At 53.6% G+C, this 17,295-nt stretch carries 17 protein-coding genes; 13 read left to right on the top strand and 4 right to left on the bottom strand.

Going from position 1 to position 17,295, the window contains the following annotated elements; translation table 11 throughout:
* Positions 1–14: 14 nt before the first annotated feature.
* Genes eptA through pmrB form a run of 3 tightly spaced genes read left to right on the top strand, consistent with a single transcriptional unit; the run spans position 15 to position 3,408 of the window.
* Positions 15–1,652 carry a phosphoethanolamine transferase EptA gene (gene eptA, locus OGW44_RS01225; protein WP_185655059.1) on the top strand — a complete coding sequence of 546 codons (1,638 nt, stop codon included), beginning with the start codon at positions 15–17 and terminating at the stop codon, positions 1,650–1,652.
* 4 nt (positions 1,653–1,656) lie between these two features.
* The gene (gene pmrA, locus OGW44_RS01220) at positions 1,657–2,325 is read left to right on the top strand and encodes a two-component system response regulator PmrA (protein WP_047499584.1); all 669 of its coding nucleotides are present in this window, start codon (positions 1,657–1,659) and stop codon (positions 2,323–2,325) included.
* Entirely contained in the window at positions 2,326–3,408 is a 1,083-nt protein-coding gene (gene pmrB / locus OGW44_RS01215; RefSeq protein ID WP_016155407.1) for a two-component system sensor histidine kinase PmrB, read from the top strand.
* Here the strand turns inward: pmrB and pmrR are convergent.
* Both pmrR and proP read right to left on the bottom strand, forming a co-directional pair.
* Positions 3,402–3,491 carry an LpxT activity modulator PmrR gene (gene pmrR, locus OGW44_RS01210; RefSeq protein WP_016155406.1) on the bottom strand — a complete coding sequence of 30 codons (90 nt, stop codon included), beginning with the start codon at positions 3,489–3,491 and terminating at the stop codon, positions 3,402–3,404. The genes pmrB and pmrR overlap by 7 nt on opposite strands.
* 82 nt (positions 3,492–3,573) lie before the next feature.
* A complete protein-coding gene (gene proP, locus OGW44_RS01205; RefSeq protein ID WP_016155405.1) occupies positions 3,574–5,076 on the bottom strand; it encodes a glycine betaine/L-proline transporter ProP in 1,503 nt (500 codons plus the stop codon).
* A gap of 699 nt (positions 5,077–5,775) precedes the next feature.
* On the opposite strand from proP, the gene kdgT reads away from it, so the two are divergent.
* On the top strand, positions 5,776–6,774 hold the full coding sequence (kdgT, locus tag OGW44_RS01200) for a 2-keto-3-deoxygluconate transporter (RefSeq protein WP_016155482.1): 999 nt from the start codon (positions 5,776–5,778) through the stop codon (positions 6,772–6,774).
* A 30-nt stretch (positions 6,775–6,804) separates the two neighbouring features.
* On the opposite strand, the gene OGW44_RS01195 is transcribed toward kdgT, so the two are convergent.
* Both OGW44_RS01195 and crfC read right to left on the bottom strand, forming a co-directional pair.
* Entirely contained in the window at positions 6,805–7,698 is an 894-nt protein-coding gene (locus tag OGW44_RS01195; RefSeq protein WP_103284309.1) for a diguanylate cyclase regulator RdcB family protein, read from the bottom strand.
* Positions 7,695–10,052, bottom strand: coding sequence for a clamp-binding protein CrfC (gene crfC / locus OGW44_RS01190; RefSeq protein ID WP_016155402.1), 2,358 nt, complete (start codon positions 10,050–10,052; stop codon positions 7,695–7,697). The genes OGW44_RS01195 and crfC overlap by 4 nt, the downstream gene beginning before the upstream one ends.
* Before the next feature lie 539 nt (positions 10,053–10,591).
* Between crfC and OGW44_RS01185 the strand changes: the two genes are divergently transcribed.
* The 9 genes from OGW44_RS01185 to OGW44_RS01145 all read left to right on the top strand — a co-directional run bounded on the left by OGW44_RS01185 (position 10,592) and on the right by OGW44_RS01145 (position 17,263).
* Entirely contained in the window at positions 10,592–10,927 is a 336-nt protein-coding gene (locus OGW44_RS01185; RefSeq protein WP_003031835.1) for a zinc ribbon domain-containing protein YjdM, read from the top strand.
* Between the two features lie 139 nt (positions 10,928–11,066).
* Entirely contained in the window at positions 11,067–11,513 is a 447-nt protein-coding gene (yjdN, locus tag OGW44_RS01180) for a VOC family metalloprotein YjdN (protein WP_016155401.1), read from the top strand.
* Positions 11,514–11,645: 132 nt separating this feature from the next.
* Positions 11,646–12,434 (top strand): phosphonate ABC transporter ATP-binding protein, encoded by a 789-nt coding sequence (gene phnC, locus OGW44_RS01175; RefSeq protein WP_016155400.1) that lies wholly within the window; start codon positions 11,646–11,648, stop codon positions 12,432–12,434.
* Positions 12,435–12,514: 80 nt separating this feature from the next.
* Positions 12,515–13,531 carry a phosphonate ABC transporter substrate-binding protein gene (gene phnD, locus OGW44_RS01170; protein ID WP_016155399.1) on the top strand — a complete coding sequence of 339 codons (1,017 nt, stop codon included), beginning with the start codon at positions 12,515–12,517 and terminating at the stop codon, positions 13,529–13,531.
* Between the two features lie 105 nt (positions 13,532–13,636).
* Positions 13,637–14,416 (top strand): phosphonate ABC transporter, permease protein PhnE, encoded by a 780-nt coding sequence (gene phnE / locus OGW44_RS01165; RefSeq protein ID WP_057068415.1) that lies wholly within the window; start codon positions 13,637–13,639, stop codon positions 14,414–14,416.
* Between the two features lie 20 nt (positions 14,417–14,436).
* Positions 14,437–15,162 (top strand): phosphonate metabolism transcriptional regulator PhnF, encoded by a 726-nt coding sequence (gene phnF / locus OGW44_RS01160; RefSeq protein WP_016155477.1) that lies wholly within the window; start codon positions 14,437–14,439, stop codon positions 15,160–15,162.
* Entirely contained in the window at positions 15,163–15,615 is a 453-nt protein-coding gene (phnG, locus tag OGW44_RS01155) for a phosphonate C-P lyase system protein PhnG (RefSeq protein WP_095715476.1), read from the top strand.
* Positions 15,612–16,196, top strand: coding sequence for a phosphonate C-P lyase system protein PhnH (gene phnH / locus OGW44_RS01150; protein ID WP_137380696.1), 585 nt, complete (start codon positions 15,612–15,614; stop codon positions 16,194–16,196). Before phnG ends, phnH begins: the two co-directional genes overlap by 4 nt.
* Entirely contained in the window at positions 16,196–17,263 is a 1,068-nt protein-coding gene (locus tag OGW44_RS01145; RefSeq protein WP_115191093.1) for a carbon-phosphorus lyase complex subunit, read from the top strand. Before phnH ends, OGW44_RS01145 begins: the two co-directional genes overlap by 1 nt.
* Positions 17,264–17,295: the final 32 nt, after the last annotated feature.

The raw sequence follows: 17,295 nt of genomic DNA, 5'->3' as shown, positions 1-17,295 counted from the left end.
ATGGAACCCCCTTAATGTTAAAGCACCTGTTTAAAAGACCCACTCTTGGGCTAATCAGCTGGCTTCTCCTGATCTCATTTTATCTTGCGACTTTCCTGAACATTGCGTTCTATAAACAAGTGCTGCAAGCCCTGCCGCTGGATTCCGTGCGTAACGTGCTGGTGTTTTTGTCGATGCCGGTCGTCGCTTTCAGCGTCATGAACATTGTGCTGACGCTGGCCTCATTCCTGTGGCTTAATCGCCTGGTGGCCTGTGTTTTCATTCTGGTTGGCGCATCGGCCCAATATTTCATCATGACCTACGGCATCATCATTGACCGCTCGATGATCGCCAATATGATGGACACCACACCCGCCGAAACCTTTGCTTTGCTGACGCCGCAAATGCTCATCACGCTCGGAGTGAGCGGCATTCTCGCCGCGCTCATTGCCTGCTGGATAAGAATCAAACCGATCTCCCCGGCCATGCGCAGCGTACTGTTCCGTGGCGCGAATATTCTGCTCTCCGCGCTGCTGATCGTGCTGGTCGCCGCGTTCTTCTACAAAGATTACGCCTCACTGTTTCGCAACAATAAAGAACTGGTGAAATCCCTCAGCCCATCCAACAGCATTGTGGCGACCTCTTCCTGGTATTCACACCAGAGGCTGGCCCACCTGCCGCTGGTGCGCATTGGCGAAGACGCCCATCGCAATCCGTTGATGGTGAAAGAAAAGCGTAAGAACCTGACGATTGTGGTTCTCGGCGAGACCTCACGCGGCGATAACTTCTCGCTGTCAGGCTATTCGCGCCAGACCAACCCGTTGCTGGAAAAAGATGATGTGGTCTATTTCCCCCGCACCACATCCTGCGGAACGGCAACGGCAGTATCTGTCCCCTGCATGTTCTCGGGAATGCCACGCGCGCACTACGATGAAGAACTGGCGCAGCATCAGGAAGGCGTGCTCGACATTATTCAGCGGGCGGGAATTAACGTTCTGTGGAACGACAACGACGGCGGCTGCAAAGGGGCATGCGACCGGGTACCGCACCAGAATATGACTAAGCTGAACCTGCCAGGGCAGTGTATTGACGGGGAATGCTACGATGACGTGCTGTTCCACGGGCTGGAAGAGTACATTAATAACCTGCAAGGTGACGGCGTGATTGTGCTGCACACCATCGGCAGCCACGGTCCGACCTATTACAACCGCTATCCTGCGCAGTTCAAGAAATTTACGCCAACCTGTGACACCAACGAAATCCAGACTTGTTCACAGCAACAGTTGGTCAATACCTATGACAACACCATTCTTTACGTCGACTATATTGTTGATAAAGCAATCAATATACTGAAAGAGCATCAGGATAATTTCACCACCAGCCTGGTCTACCTTTCCGATCACGGTGAATCCTTAGGGGAAAATGGCATCTATTTACACGGCCTGCCGTATTCGATTGCGCCAGATACGCAAAAACATGTGCCGATGCTGCTGTGGCTCTCAGAAGATTATCAGCAACGCTATCAAATCTCTCAGACATGTTTGCAAAAACGGGCAGGCTCAGAGGACTTCTCACAGGATAATCTCTTCTCAACCCTGCTGGGATTAACAGGCGTGCAAACACAGAAATATCAGGCGGCAGATGATATTCTGCAACCCTGCCGGGGAGGCTAAACGAATGAAAATTCTGATTGTTGAAGACGATACGTTGTTATTACAGGGACTGATACTCGCCGCGCAAACAGAAGGCTATGCCTGCGACGGCGTATCAACGGCCCGTGCCGCGGAGCAGTGTCTGGAGACCGGCCATTACAGTCTGGTGGTTCTGGACCTGGGCTTACCGGATGAAGACGGCCTGCACTTCCTGAACCGCATCAGACAGAAAAAATACACCGTGCCAGTGCTTATCCTCACCGCCCGCGATACGGTGAAAGACCGGGTCAGCGGGCTAGACGTTGGCGCCGATGACTATCTGGTCAAACCGTTCGCACTGGAAGAACTGCATGCCCGCATCCGGGCGCTGCTGCGTCGTCATAACAATCAGGGTGAAAGTGAACTCATTGTCAGTAACCTGACGCTGAATATCGGTCGTCGCCAGGTGTGGATGGATGGACAAGAAGTTATCTTAACGCCGAAAGAATACGCACTCCTGTCGCGCCTGATGCTTAAGGCGGGCAGCCCGGTACACCGGGAGATCCTGTATAACGACATCTACAGCTGGGATAACGAACCGTCGACCAATACGCTGGAAGTGCACATTCACAACCTGCGGGACAAAGTGGGTAAAGCACGTATCCGCACAGTCAGGGGATTTGGCTATATGCTGGTTGCCACTGAGGAAAGCTAAGTGAAGCTACTGCAATATCTAAAAAAACCGCTCCCGCTGCGTCATCGCCTGATGCTGACCATCGGTCTTATTCTGCTGGTCTTCCAGTTGATTAGCACCTTCTGGTTGTGGCACGAAAGCACCGAACAAATACAGCTATTCGAACAGGCGTTACGCGAAAATCGTAACAACGATCGCCACATCCTGCATGAAATCCGCGAGGCCATCGCCAGCCTGATCGTCCCCGGTATCTTTATGGTCAGCCTGACGCTGCTGATTTGCTACCAGGCAGTGCGACGTATTACTCGCCCGCTGGCGGATCTGCAAAAAGAGTTAGAAACGCGGGCAGCCGATAACCTTGCTCCGATTGAAGTTCACAGTTCAACCGTTGAGATCCAGGCGGTCGTCTCAGCGCTCAACGAGCTGGTGACGCGGCTGACGAGCACCATTGAAAACGAACGCTTGTTTACCGCCGATGTCGCCCACGAACTGCGCACCCCGTTGTCAGGCGTTCGCCTGCATCTGGAATTACTGTCCAAAACCCATAAGGTCGACGTTTCACCGTTAATTGCCCGCCTTGACCAAATGATGGACAGCGTGTCGCAACTGCTGCAACTCGCCCGCGTTGGACAGTCGTTCTCGGCCGGGAGCTACCAGCACGTCAAACTGCTGGAGGACGTGATTTTGCCCTCCTACGATGAACTCAGCACCATGCTGGACCAGCGTCAGCAGACGCTGCTCCTACCGCAAAGCACGGCGGACGTTGTCGTACGTGGCGACGCGACGCTATTACGAATGCTGCTGCGAAATCTGGTGGAGAACGCGCATCGTTACAGCCCGGAAGGCACCCATATTACGATTAGCCTGAATACAGAGCATGATGCCGTTATCGCCGTCGAAGATGAAGGCCCTGGCATTGATGAGAGTAAATGCGGGGAGCTGAGTAAAGCGTTTGTGCGTATGGACAGCCGTTTTGGCGGGATTGGGCTGGGGCTGAGCATTGTCAGTCGTATCACCCAGTTACATCACGGGCATTTCTATTTGCAAAATCGTCAGGGAACCACCGGCACTCGCGCTTGGGTGGAATTAGCGAAAGGTCAGTAAGAACTCACCCAAACGTACAAAAAGCTGCTGACGATCAGCACGCTGCACACGGTGGTCAAACTTTCATAAATGCGGTTTTTCATGACACTCTCCTCCGATACTCTGGAGGAGAGTTTGCCTGACACAGATTAAGCCAACCTTAAGTGGATATGATAAATCACATGATTACTCATCAATCCGCGGATGCTGCTGCACCAGGCGCGTACGCTTAAGCTGCAGCTCAGCAATTTCCTGATCGATATCTTCGATTTTATGCTCAATATTATCGTAGTGCTCGCCGAGGAGCTCTTTCGCTTCATGAATATCCGAAGCGGCAGGCGTAGCCCCCTTCAGCGGCTGATTAGCCGTCTCTTTCATGGTCACGCCGGTAATTAAACCTATCACCGCAATCACCATCAGATAATAAGCAGGCATCATCAGATTCTGCGAGCTTTCCACCAGCCATGCGGCCAACGTCGGTGTCAGACCGGCGACCAATACCGAGATATTAAACGCTGCGGCCAGGGCACTGTAGCGAATATGCGTCGGGAACATCGCTGGTAACGTTGACGCCATCACCCCGGTAAAGCAGTTGAGGATCACCGCCAGCATCAGCAACCCAGCGAAAATCAGGCCGATGACGTTACTGTTAATCAGAATAAATGCCGGAATAGCCAGCACAAACAGCGCAATACTGCCCATAATCACAAACGGACGGCGCCCGAAGCGGTCGCTGAGCAGACCCATCACCGGCTGCACAAACAGCATACCAATCATGATGGCGATAATAATCAGCACGCCGTGGTCTTCAGAGTAATGCAGGTTATGCGACAGGTAGCTCGGCATATAGGTGAGCAGCATGTAGTAGGTGACGTTGGTGGCAATCACCAGACCAATACATGCCAGCAGGCTGCGCCAGTGCCTGGTCGCAATCTCTTTAAACGACACCTTCGGACCGTCCTGCAGTCCCTGACGATCGCCCTGCTCCAGTTTATCCACGTGCTGCTGGAACGCCGGAGTCTCTTCCAGTGCATGACGCAGGTACAGGCCAATAAGCCCTAACGGTAGCGCCAGGAAGAACGGAATACGCCAGCCCCACTCAAGGAAGTTTTCTTCGCCGACGATAGTTGAGATCAGGACTACCACGCCCGCACCCAGCACAAACCCGGCAATCGAGCCGAAGTCCAGCCAGCTGCCCATAAATCCGCGCTTACGGTCTGGCGAGTACTCTGCGACAAAAATCGACGCCCCGGTATACTCTCCACCGACTGAGAACCCCTGCGCCATTTTACACAGCAACAGCAGAATCGGCGCCCAGATACCAATCGAGGCATACGAGGGAATGAGACCGATACAGAAGGTACTTATCGACATAATCACAATAGTGATAGCGAGGATCTTCTGACGACCGTATTTATCGCCAAGCATACCGAAGAACAATCCGCCAAGCGGTCGAATCAGAAAGGGAACAGAGAAGGTGGCAAGTGCAGCAACCATCTGTACGCTGGGGTCAGCCCCCGGGAAGAACACTTTACCTAATGCGTAAGCAACAAACCCATAAACACCAAAATCAAACCACTCCATCGCATTACCTAACGACGCCGCGGTAATGGCTTTTCGCAGTTTACCGTCATCAATGATGGTAACGTCGCGCAGCGTAATTGGTTTTATTTTTTTCCTTTTTAGCATACTCGTCCTCATAGACTTAGCCCTGTCACGCTACAGATCGAGTCCCTCAACGCCCCTGCGTCAAGGTCATCACCGAGCGGGGAATGCACAGACGCATTCCCTGTAACAAGCGTAGCAGGTTTACTTACACTGACGAGAAACGAGCAGTACAACCGAACCTGTTGACGCCTGATTGGGCGGTTAATGACCTCTTTACCCTAACAGTGTTTAAATTTGTGATCAACTTCACATATAGATTTCCATTTCGTCAACATGCGTAAATCAGGTCATTCTTAGTCAACTTTTTAACATGTAATGCTTGCGATTTTCTGGCAATTAAATACAAGAATAAATCGCTTTGTTGCACCAACAATCACAACAGTCACTATTATTCTGCTAGCCAAAAACCCACCTAATCTCTTCACAAAAAGATCACAGCTTTTTTAATTATCATAGCACTCAGGAATTTTTGCTCGGAATATGTGATGAAGATAACTAAAACATCGTTTTATTTTGATTGAATCAATGTTCCCATGAATGCAAACTAATTCCAGACGCAATATCCCTGGGAGCAGCAACACGCTCAACGTATGCCGCGTTAGATTTTATAAAACAAAGAGATAGCTGTTTTCTTTGTTAAGAAACAACAGTAAACACTTGAATTTATTAATTTTTATTTCCTTGCGCGTGTATTACCTGCGACAAGAGATGAGGACGCTTATGAAAATTAAAGCCACGATTGAACGCATCCCTGGCGGAATGATGTTGATTCCTCTGTTATTAGGCGCAGTGTTAAATACGTTAGCTCCGGATACCGGCGCGTATTTCGGTTCGTTTACCAAAGGAATGATCAGCGGAACGGTGCCGATTCTGGCAGTGTGGTTTTTTTGTATCGGTGCATCTATTGATTTACGGGCAACCGGCACGGTATTACGCAAATCCGGCACACTGGTATTAACTAAAATAGCCGTGGCATGGGTAGTGGCAATGATTGCTGCTTCATTTATTCCTGATACCGGTATTCAAACCGGGTTCTTTGCCGGTCTTTCGGTACTGGCAATTGTTTCAGCGATGGACATGACCAACGGCGGTTTGTACGCCAGCCTGATGAACCAGTACGGAACCAAAGAAGAGTCTGGCGCATTTGTGTTGATGTCTCTGGAATCCGGTCCGTTAATGACCATGGTGATCCTCGGCTCCGCGGGTCTGGCTTCCTTCGAACCACACCATTTTGTCGGCGCGGTATTACCGTTCCTGATTGGTTTTGCGTTGGGTAACCTGGATCACGATCTGCGTTCCTTCTTCAGCAAAGCCACGCCGGTGCTGATCCCGTTCTTCGGCTTCGCGCTGGGCAACACGATTAACCTGAGCGTCATCGTTGATACGGGTCTGCTGGGCATCCTGCTGGGCGTCGCGGTTATCGTCATCACCGGTATTCCGCTGATTATTGCTGACCGCGTTATTGGTGGCGGGAACGGTACGGCAGGCGTAGCAGCCTCTTCTGCAGCAGGCGCTGCAGTGGCAAACCCGGTGATTATCGCCCAGATTAACCCGGCATTTGAACCGGTTGCCGCATCCGCTACGGCGCTGGTTGCCGCCAGCGTGATAGTCACCGCGATTCTGGTGCCGATTATCACCGCGCTGTATGCCAAACGTTTTAATAAAAACCCGGTCGTCAATGAGACGGCGGCTACCCCGGCAGACTCCCTGCACCACTAAACCTGCCTTTATCCCACTCACCGTTCCTGCTCAATTGATGAGCGGGGACGGTGCAAAAATCTCCTCAACCATCGCATCAACCAGCCGCTTCGCCGAACACAATCTCGGCATGCCCAACGCCACATTTTGCCAACGCTGCGTCACCGACCAGCTCACCGGATGACGCTGCGCGTCGCACCAGTCCCCGAGCCAGCTCAACATATCGTTGTGCTCAGCCGAGCCGCCAACAACCGGCGTGCTGAGCCAATGATGATAGTAATGACGCGTGGCGGGGGCCGCATTCACGCTGTCTGCCAGCGCCTGAGCAGCCATCGTTCGCAGGTTGTCTTTTAGCATTGACACCACATCGGCATTTGCTAACCGGCAGGCGTCACCAAAGGCTCCCCAGCGCAGCTCCTCTAACGCCACAAAACAGCGTCCAGGTAACGACCAGCCGTCATACGCGCCAGCCCGCCAGCGGGTAAAAATTTGCTCGCTATGTTCGCCCGCTTGCACCGTCAGGCCGCGTTGCGTTACTGCCTTCTCTTTATAAGCGCCGCGCTGGGTAAACCAGTCAGCGAGTGAATTTATCTGCTGCAGAAGACCGGGCGTGGAGAGTCCACGCGGGTGTTCGGTTTGTTGTAAAAACATCAACCCTTCGGCGATCCGTACCAGCGCCAGATGGCCCGGATCGATCATGCCCGCCAGTTTTTCCACCAGTTTTAGACGCATCACCAGATGCTCGCTGGACACACCTGCCAACACCCATGCTCGCAGTTGCGTCTGGGATAGCACCTCCTGCGTCAGACGCGCACGCAGCCGCTGCTGCTGTTGCAGAAAACCACCGGAACGTTTGGTTTCATCTCCCTGAACCAGATCGACCATAAACTTCGGGTAGACACACTCCAGCGTCCGCCCGGGGCCTTCCAGTAACACGTTAGTCATGTGTGCTCGGTTGCAAAAAGGGTATTGATATCGTCGCGCAGCAAGCGGGAATCTTCATAAAGCCATGCCGCAGTCGTAATGCGATGCTGCAGTTGTTCGTTCAAGGCATTCACCGCAGATTCATTTTGCTGGCGCAGGGTCAGACTCTCACGCAGGCTCGCCTGTAATTGCGTCAAACACAGTGAAAAATCAGCAAAAAACGTGGCCATGCCTGCCGTAACGGAAATATCGACCTGCGCAGCTAAAGCTTTACGAATTTGTTGGCAAAACTGGGTGACATAGTGCACAAGGTTTTTATGCAGTGCGCCCATATCAATGAGATAACGCGTTTTTGTTTCGACGTACTCATTCCATCCCCAGTTGGGCTGATTCAACCAGCGAGAGAAGGTATCACGCACCACACCGCCAGTTGACGGCGCATTTTCCGCCGGAATATCCTGCTCAATGGCCTCGTTAAACAACTGGCGGGTGTTGAAGTTAAACATCGCCGCATGAAACGCCGGAAAACGGATCCGCGCACGAAAACCAGCGTGGTTCAGCTCCTCTTTCACCCGCTGCTCAATGGGGCGCATGGCGTCATTTAGCGCCCGGGACAGCGTCGACTCAAGCTGTTCAAAGCGCAGAGCTAAATCCCGACTGATGCTTTCCTGCGCTGCCAGCAAGACAACTTCACAGGACGAGCGCATTTTATCCAGCACGATTTTCGCCTGCCCTTCATCGTGCAACACCAGCATTTCTCCGGCCATTTCTGCCGAGGAAACGCCAGCCCCCTGGCCATGTTGTGACATCATCAGGACATTTTCTTTGATAAAGAACGTGTTGATGCCGCACAGAATCTCAGTCTGTTGCTCATTGAGATAGGCCGCGGCAGCCTCCAGCGCCAGCTCGACCTCATGACTGACTTCATCACTCACCCGCCCCTGACTCACTTCTAACTGCTGCATATCCTCTTCAATATGCGTGATGTTCAGCCGCAGTTTCTCATAGGCAACCGTTAACCCATGGGCGCGAAACTCCAGATATTCGTGCGCGCTTTGCGCATAGTTCAATAACTTATGCGACGCTGAGCGTAGCGCATACAGCGAAGCATTGGCGTAAGCGGCATGAATCACTTTCTGGATCGGCTGCTCAAACAGTGAATCCTCCCACAACAGATCGGCTGCATGGCGGATGTGCTCCGTATCCTCAAGATCGTTGGTGCACCAGCGTCGGCCAAGCGCCGCTTCGGCAAAATCCTGTACCCAACGTTGCACCTGGTGATCCGGCAGCCGCCCGCGAGCCATCAGCTCATGACGCGCCCTGTTCGCCAGATACCCCCACATCGAAGAAACCGGATAGATTCGCTCCGGGGCAATCCCACCTTGCATCAGCGTGCCGGAAATTAATGCCCGCACCTGCTCTTCATCGTCACTGTTGCGGTCTTTCTGATCGAATTTGTTCACCAGCGCATACAGCGGCACTGACTTGCCGACCGCCATGATCGCGTGGCGCACTTCTTCATCGGAAATCGATTTCAGTTGGGTGTAATCCATCACCACCAGTACCGCAGAAGCCCGCGCCAACTGTTCATTCAGCATCTTTTGTAGATGCGGTTGCCCGGCCTCATTCGGCCCCGGCGTATCCAGCAGGGTTAATTGCCCAGGATAGCTCGCCTGACCGGCCAAATGGACAAATTCAACCTCGATAACCGGAATATGCTCAATCGCGGCATAGGCGGCAAAAGGAAAATCCACTTCCAGTGCTTTTGACAAACGCACTAGGTCATTCAGACTTTTAAGGCAATGGAAAATAGGCTGTGCGCCAAGATAATACCGCTCAAATGCCACGCCGTTTTCAATATGCTGCAGCAGGACATTCATATCCTTATCAATTTCCAGGGTCTGCGTAAGACGCTGGCGATCGCACTCGCGTACGCGCTGCTGTAAAACTTTCATTAAGGCATCGATAGGCGTGACATGTGAAAAATGCAACACCGGCTCTTTCTGCCCCGGCGTATGGCGAATTAGCGTTGGTAGCGCCGTCATGGGACGATTACGATTAGGTAAAACTTCGGTCCCCACAATCGCGTTAATCGTCGTCGATTTTCCCGCTTTCATGGTACCGACAATCGCCAGCACCATTTCCAGACGCGTAATCTTACGCAGTTCATTATTGAGCGTTGCCTGCTGGACATCCATGCCACGCACGCTGAAATGCAGAGGCTGAACCACCTGTCTGCTATGCTCTCCTTGTTTTAGCGCGACATCATCCAACGATGTCATAGGCAATTTTTGCAATTGCCTGAGATGTTCAAGCGAGAGCATCAGCAAGCGTTCCGCTTCCTGACTTAATTCATATATTGTCTGTGTGTGCATGGAAAATTCTTCCTTAACGCAAATGGCATTACTTTTATTTAGCCCAATCGTTTTATTTATAGATTTTTTGGCTTTTATAATTACGTGTAGAAATAATTAAAATCAAAACAACCAACTGATATTATTAAAATAAATTTGGCGTATAACCGCTGGCCGGATGCCTCTCACTTATGTAATAAGTAAGAAAGATAAACAGCGTAGTTCAGTTTTAAAAAATACCCGCGTAATCCCCCTACTAAAATTAAGGGGGTCAATGATATTCAATCACAATGGCTTAGGCATCCGTAAGCAACGTTACCTATGAATATCAGATATTTCGCCTCACCTTATCTTAAATACCTAAGCGTAGCAATTTCCCTTAAAAAATATTCCGCCATACTTTCATTGAGGTAAAAGCAAAGGGTCTTTACAGCAGATCATTTTGCATAATCACGCAGTAGTCCCGACAAAAGCAGGGATTTTATGTATAATTGCGGCCTTTTTCGGCAATCTGCCATTTTTGGGCGCATTTGCCCCTGCTGACTTTTGAGGAAATCCACATGTCATTACCACACTGCCCACAATGCAACTCCGAATACACTTACGAAGATAACGGCATGTTCATCTGCCCGGAATGCGCTCACGAATGGAACGATGCTGAACCGGCTCAGGACAGCGACGAACTGATCGTTAAAGATGCCAACGGCAACCTGCTGGCTGACGGCGACAGCGTTACCGTAGTGAAAGACCTGAAGGTAAAAGGTAGCTCTTCCATGTTGAAGATCGGGACCAAAGTGAAGAACATCCGTCTGGTTGAAGGCGACCACAACATCGATTGCAAAATCGATGGCTTTGGCCCAATGAAGCTGAAATCTGAGTTTGTGAAAAAGAACTGATGCAAATTGCCTGATGGCGCTACGTCAATCAGGCCGATGCCAGCTCATCTGCCAGGCGGGAAGCTCATACTTCCCGCCTGGCTTATTTTTGCAGACGATAACTACACTTAACTGGTTTCTTTTACCTGAGGTAAAGATTATGCCGTTAAGTCCCTATATCTCCTTCGCAGGCAACTGCGCTGATGCTATCGCCTACTACCAAAAAACATTAGGCGCTGAGCTACTCTACAAAATCAACTTCGGTGAAATGCCCAAACCGGCGCAGAACAGCGAAGAGGGTTGCCCTTCAGGCATGAAATTCCCCGATACCGCCATTGCCCACGCCAACCTGCGCGTTGCGGGCAGCGACATCATGATGAGCGATAGCGCCCCCGACGGAAATGCCCACTACTCTGGCTTTACGCTGGTACTCGACACGCAAAACGTCGACGAAGGCAAACGCTGGTTTGATAACCTGGCAGCAAACGGAAAAATCGAAATGGACTGGCAGGAAACCTTCTGGGCTCATGGTTTCGGTAAAGTGAGCGATCGGTATGGCGTACCGTGGATGATCAACGTCGTCAAACAGCAGCAACCTACAGAGTAATCCAACGGGAGGCCAGCCCTCCCGTACTGTCATCAAAAATCGCTCAACTCTTCATCACCAAGTAACCATCCCTTAACGAAAACGTCACATTGATCCGCCACGATGGGGCCACTTTTTAAGGGAGGCCGCATCATGCAAACGATTATTCGCGTCGAAAAACTCTCCAAGTCCTTCAATCAACATCAGGCGCTCAATGCGGTTGATCTGAACATCTGTTCCGGTGAGATGGTGGCTCTGCTTGGGCCATCTGGCTCTGGCAAATCCACCCTTTTACGTCATTTAAGCGGTTTGATCGTCGGTGATAAATCCCCGGGTAGCCACGTCGAACTGCTGGGTCGCACCGTTCAACATGAAGGCCGCCTGGCGCGCGATATCCGCAAAAGCCGCGCCCACACCGGCTACATCTTCCAGCAGTTCAATCTGGTTAACCGCCTGACGGTACTGGAAAACGTCCTGATTGGCGCACTCGGCAGCACGCCGTTTTGGCGCACCTGTTTTAGCTGGTTTAGCCAGGAACAGAAACAGCGTGCATTACAGGCGCTGACCCGCGTTGGCATGGCGCACTTTGCATACCAGCGCGTTTCCACGCTTTCGGGCGGGCAACAGCAGCGCGTGGCGATTGCCCGCGCGCTGATGCAGCAAGCCAAAGTGATCCTTGCCGACGAGCCGATAGCCTCGCTGGACCCGGAATCCGCACGCATCGTGATGGACACCCTACGCGACATTAACCAGACCGACGGCATCACCGTGGTCGTCACGCTGCATCAGGTGGATTACGCCCTGCGCTACTGCGAACGCATTGTCGCGCTTCGTCAGGGCAACGTCTTCTTTGATGGCAGCAGCCAGCATTTTGATAACGATCGTTTTGACCATCTCTACCGCAGCATGAACCGCGTCGAACAGAACGCGCAGGCTGCATAGTTCTAAAAAACCAGGCGTTATTGGCGCAGCCAGGCTGGCAAGTGAAATAGCCTGGAACAAAGACTAATTAAGGAAACAACATGAGCTATAAGACCGTTGCCGCGCTGGCCTTTACCAGCATGTTCAGCATCAGCACCTTGTTCAGCCCGGCGCAGGCCGAAGAGCAAGAAAAAGCGCTGAACTTTGGCATTATTTCGACCGAATCACAGCAAAACCTGAAGCCACAGTGGGAACCGTTCCTGAAGGACATGGAAAAATCGTTGGGCGTGAAAGTGAACGCCTTCTTCGCCCCGGACTACGCCGGGATCATTCAGGGAATGCGTTTTAACAAAGTTGATATCGCCTGGTACGGCAACCTCTCGGCAATGGAAGCGGTGGATCGCGCTAACGGACAAGTGTTTGCCCAAACCGTGGCTGCCGACGGCTCCCCGGGATACTGGAGCGTGTTGATCGTTAACAAAGACAGTCCGATCAACAACCTGAACGATCTGATCGCCAAACGTAAGGATCTGACATTCGGCAACGGCGATCCCAACTCAACGTCAGGCTTCCTCGTCCCCGGTTACTACGTCTTCGCCAAAAACAACATCTCCGCCAGCGACTTCAAACGCACCGTTAACGCCGGACACGAAACCAACGCGCTGGCCGTCGCCAACAAACAGGTCGATGTCGCCACCAACAACACCGAAAACCTCGACAAGCTGAAAACCTCCGCGCCGGAAAAACTGAAAGAGCTGAAGGTTATCTGGAAGTCACCGCTGATCCCGGGCGATCCGATCGTCTGGCGCAAAAACCTCTCCGAAACCACCAAGGACAAGGTGTACGACTTCTTTATGAATTACGGCAAAACGCCGGAACAGAAAACCGTACTGGAACGCCTGGGATGGGCACCGTTCCGTGCCTCCAGCGACCTGCAACTGGTACCGATTCGCCAACTGGCGCTGTTTAAAGAGATGCAGGGCGTGAAGGGCAACAAAGGGTTGAACGAGGAAGAGAAAACCAGCAAAACCTCGGCGCTGAAAGCGCAGCTCGACGACCTTGACCGTTTGACCGCCGCCCTGGGCGCCATGACCAGCGTGACTAAAGCGGTGCAGTAAACCTGATGCCCGGTAGCGTTTCGCTTACCGGGCAGACGATGTTCTGTAGGCCGGATAAGGCGCAAGCGCTGCCATCCGGCGATAAACCTACGCACGGAGCTAAACATGCAAACCATCACCGTCGCCCCGCCCAAACGTAGCTGGTTCTCACTACTGAGCTGGGCCATTCTTCTCGCCGTGCTGGTGATCTCGTGGAAAGGTGCCGAAATGGCTCCGCTCACGCTGATCCAGGATTCCGGCAATATGGCGACCTTCGCCGCCGACTTCTTTCCGCCAGACTTCAGTCAGTGGCAGGACTATCTCGGTGAAATGGCCGTCACCCTGCAAATTGCCGTCTGGGGTACCGCCCTCGCCGTTGTGCTGTCGATTCCCTTTGGCCTGATGTGCGCCGATAACCTCGTACCGTGGTGGATTTACCAGCCGATGCGTCGCCTGATGGACGCCTGCCGCGCCATCAATGAAATGGTCTTCGCCATGCTGTTCGTGGTCGCCGTGGGTTTAGGTCCGTTCGCCGGGGTAATGGCGCTGTTTATCCACACCACCGGGGTGCTCTCCAAGCTGCTTTCGGAAGCGGTAGAAGCCATTGAGCCAGGTCCAGTAGAAGGCATTCGCGCCACTGGGGCCAACAAAATTGAAGAGATTCTGTACGGCGTTCTGCCACAGGTCATGCCGCTGCTTATCTCCTACTCGCTATATCGCTTTGAATCCAACGTCCGCTCGGCCACGGTGGTCGGAATGGTGGGTGCGGGCGGTATTGGCGTGACTTTATGGGAGGCGATTCGCGGCTTTCAGTTCCAGCAAACCTGCGCCCTGATGGTGTTAATCATCGTCACCGTCAGCCTGCTGGATTTCCTTTCCCAGCGTTTGCGTAAGCACTTTATCTGATTAGCGAGGCATTGATTGCTATGCACTTGTCTACACATCCGACCAGTTATCCAACGCGTTATCAGGAAATTGCCGCGAGACTTGAGCAGGAGCTTCGTCATCATTATCGCTGCGGTGACTATCTGCCCGCCGAGCATCAGCTTGCCGCGCGCTACGAGGTAAACCGCCACACCCTGCGCCGCGCTATTGACCAGTTGGTTGAGCGTGGTTGGGTCCAGCGTCGCCAGGGCGTTGGTGTACTGGTGCTGATGCGCCCATTCGATTACCCGCTTAATGCCCAGGCGCGCTTTAGCCAGAACCTGCTGGACCAGGGCAGCCACCCCACCAGCGAAAAACTGCTGGCGGTGCTGCGCCCAGCCTCCAGCCACATTGCCGATGCGCTCAGCATTAACGAGGGCGATAACGTGATTCATCTGCGCACCCTGCGTCGGGTAAACGGTATCGCACTGTGCCAGATCGACCACTATTTTTCCGACCTCACGCTATGGCCGCTGCTGCAGGGCTTTAACAACGGCTCACTGCACGACTACCTGCGCGAACAGTCCGGTCTGACGCTCCTGCGCACACAAACGCGCATCAGCGCCCGCCGCGCACAGGCTAAAGAGAGCAAAGTGCTGGAAATCCCCAATATGGCGCCGCTGCTGTGCGTGCGCACCCTGAACCACCGTGAAGGCGAAGAACACGCGGCGGAATACTCCGTCAGCCTGACCCGCGCCGACATGATTGAATTCACTATGGAGCACTGAATGCATTTCGATACCGCTACCCGCCAGCGCTGGATGCGCGCGCTGGCTTACAGCAATGCCGATGCCCTGAACGCCCGCATCCACGCGCTCAAACTGACGCCAGACTATGAACTTATCCGCGCACCGGAAAGCGGACTGATGCAGCTCCAGGCTCGCATGGGCGGCACCGGCAACCGCTTCTTTGCCGGTGATACCACGCTTACCCGCGCAGTGGTACGCCTGAAGAGCGGCACGCTGGGCTACAGCTACCTGCTGGGACGCAACAAACAACACGCCGAGCAGTGTGCGGTCATTGACGCACTGCTGCAGGAACAAACGCATTTCCAGAGCCTAATGGAAACCTTAATTGCCCCGCTGGAAGCGGAACGCGATGCGCTGATTAGCGCACGCCGTGCCGAAATCAACGCCAGCCGGGTCGACTTCTTCACGCTGGTACGCGGAGATAACGCATGACCTTACAAACCGCTTTTAATTTACCCGTTCAGGATGCTCAGCAGAGCTTTCGTCGCCTGCTGAAGGCCATGAGTGAGCCGGGCGTGATCGTCGCCCTGCATCAACTGAAACACGGCTGGCAGCCACTGGGCCTGGCAACCACCAGCGTGCTACTGACCCTGGTCGATGGCGACACGCCGGTATGGCTTGCGCCGTCGATGGATAACGATATCGCCCGGCAGAATCTGCGTTTTCACACCAACGCGCCGCTGGTGGATCAGCCGCAGTTGGCGGCCTTTGCCGTCGCCGACGAATGCATCAGCAGCGAACAGCTTAACGCCCTCTCCGCCGGTTCCGCCGTCGCGCCAGAAACCAGCGCCACGCTGATTGTGCAGGTCTCTGGCTTAAGCGGTGGACGCATGCTGCGTCTGACCGGCGCCGGTATCGCTGAAGAGCGCATGATCGCGCCACAGCTACCGGAATGCCTGATTCACGAACTCACCGAACGCCCGCATCCGTTCCCGCTGGGGGTCGACCTGATCCTCACCTGCGGCGAACGCCTGCTGGCTATTCCGCGAACTACCCATGTGGAGGTGTGCTGATGTACGTCGCCGTCAAAGGGGGCGAAAAGGCGATAGCCAACGCCCACGCCCTGCAGGAAAACCGACGCCGGGGCGAAGAAACCATTGCTGAACTGAGCGTGGCGCAAATCGAACAACAGATGAACCTGGCCGTCGACCGGGTGATGACCGAAGGCGGTATCGCCGACCGCGAACTGGCCGCGCTGGCGCTGAAGCAGGCGAGCGGCGATAACGTCGAAGCCATCTTTTTGCTCCGCGCCTACCGCACTACGCTGGCAAAGGTGGCGGTCAGCGAACCGGTTAACAGTGCAGAAATGCGCCTTGAGCGCCGAATCTCTGCGGTCTACAAGGATATTCCCGGCGGGCAGTTGTTAGGTCCCACTTATGACTACACCCATCGCCTGCTGGATTTTACCCTGCTGGCCAATGGCGAAACGCCACCCCTGCGCAGCGCAGACGACGCGCAGGACGCCTCTCCGCACGTCTTTTCCCTGCTGGCCAACCAGGGACTGGCAAAGCGTGAAGAGGATAATGGCGCTCAGCCGGATGATATTACCCGTACGCCACCGGTTTACCCCTGTTCACGAGCCTCACGTCTGCAACAACTGATGCGCGGCGATGAGGGATATCTGCTGGCGCTGGCCTACTCCACCCAACGCGGCTACGGGCGTAATCACCCGTTTGCCGCCGAAATCCGCAGCGGCTATGTGGCACTGGAAACCGTACCGGAAGAGCTGGGATTTGCGGTGAACGTCGGTGAATTGCTGATGACCGAATGTGAAATGGTCAACGGTTTTGTCGCGCCAGAAAACGAATCCCCTCATTTTACCCGCGGCTACGGGCTGGTGTTCGGCATGAGCGAACGTAAAGCGATGGCGATGGCGCTGGTGGACCGCGCCCTACAGGCAGCCGAATACGATGAATCGGTCACGGGACCGGCGCAGGACGAAGAGTTCGTGCTGGCGCATGCGGATAACGTCGAGGCGGCGGGTTTTGTTTCGCACCTCAAACTTCCCCATTACGTCGATTTCCAGGCCGAGCTGGAACTGCTCAAACGCCTGCAACAGGAGGCCACCCGTGACCACTAACCTCTCCGGCTACAACTTTGCGTATCTTGATG

Source organism: Citrobacter sp. Cb023, assembly GCF_030336805.1.
In the GTDB taxonomy this organism is placed as follows: domain Bacteria; phylum Pseudomonadota; class Gammaproteobacteria; order Enterobacterales; family Enterobacteriaceae; genus Citrobacter; species Citrobacter braakii.
Note: the sequence above shows the minus strand (reverse complement) of the source record. Positions and strands in the feature narration are given on the sequence as shown.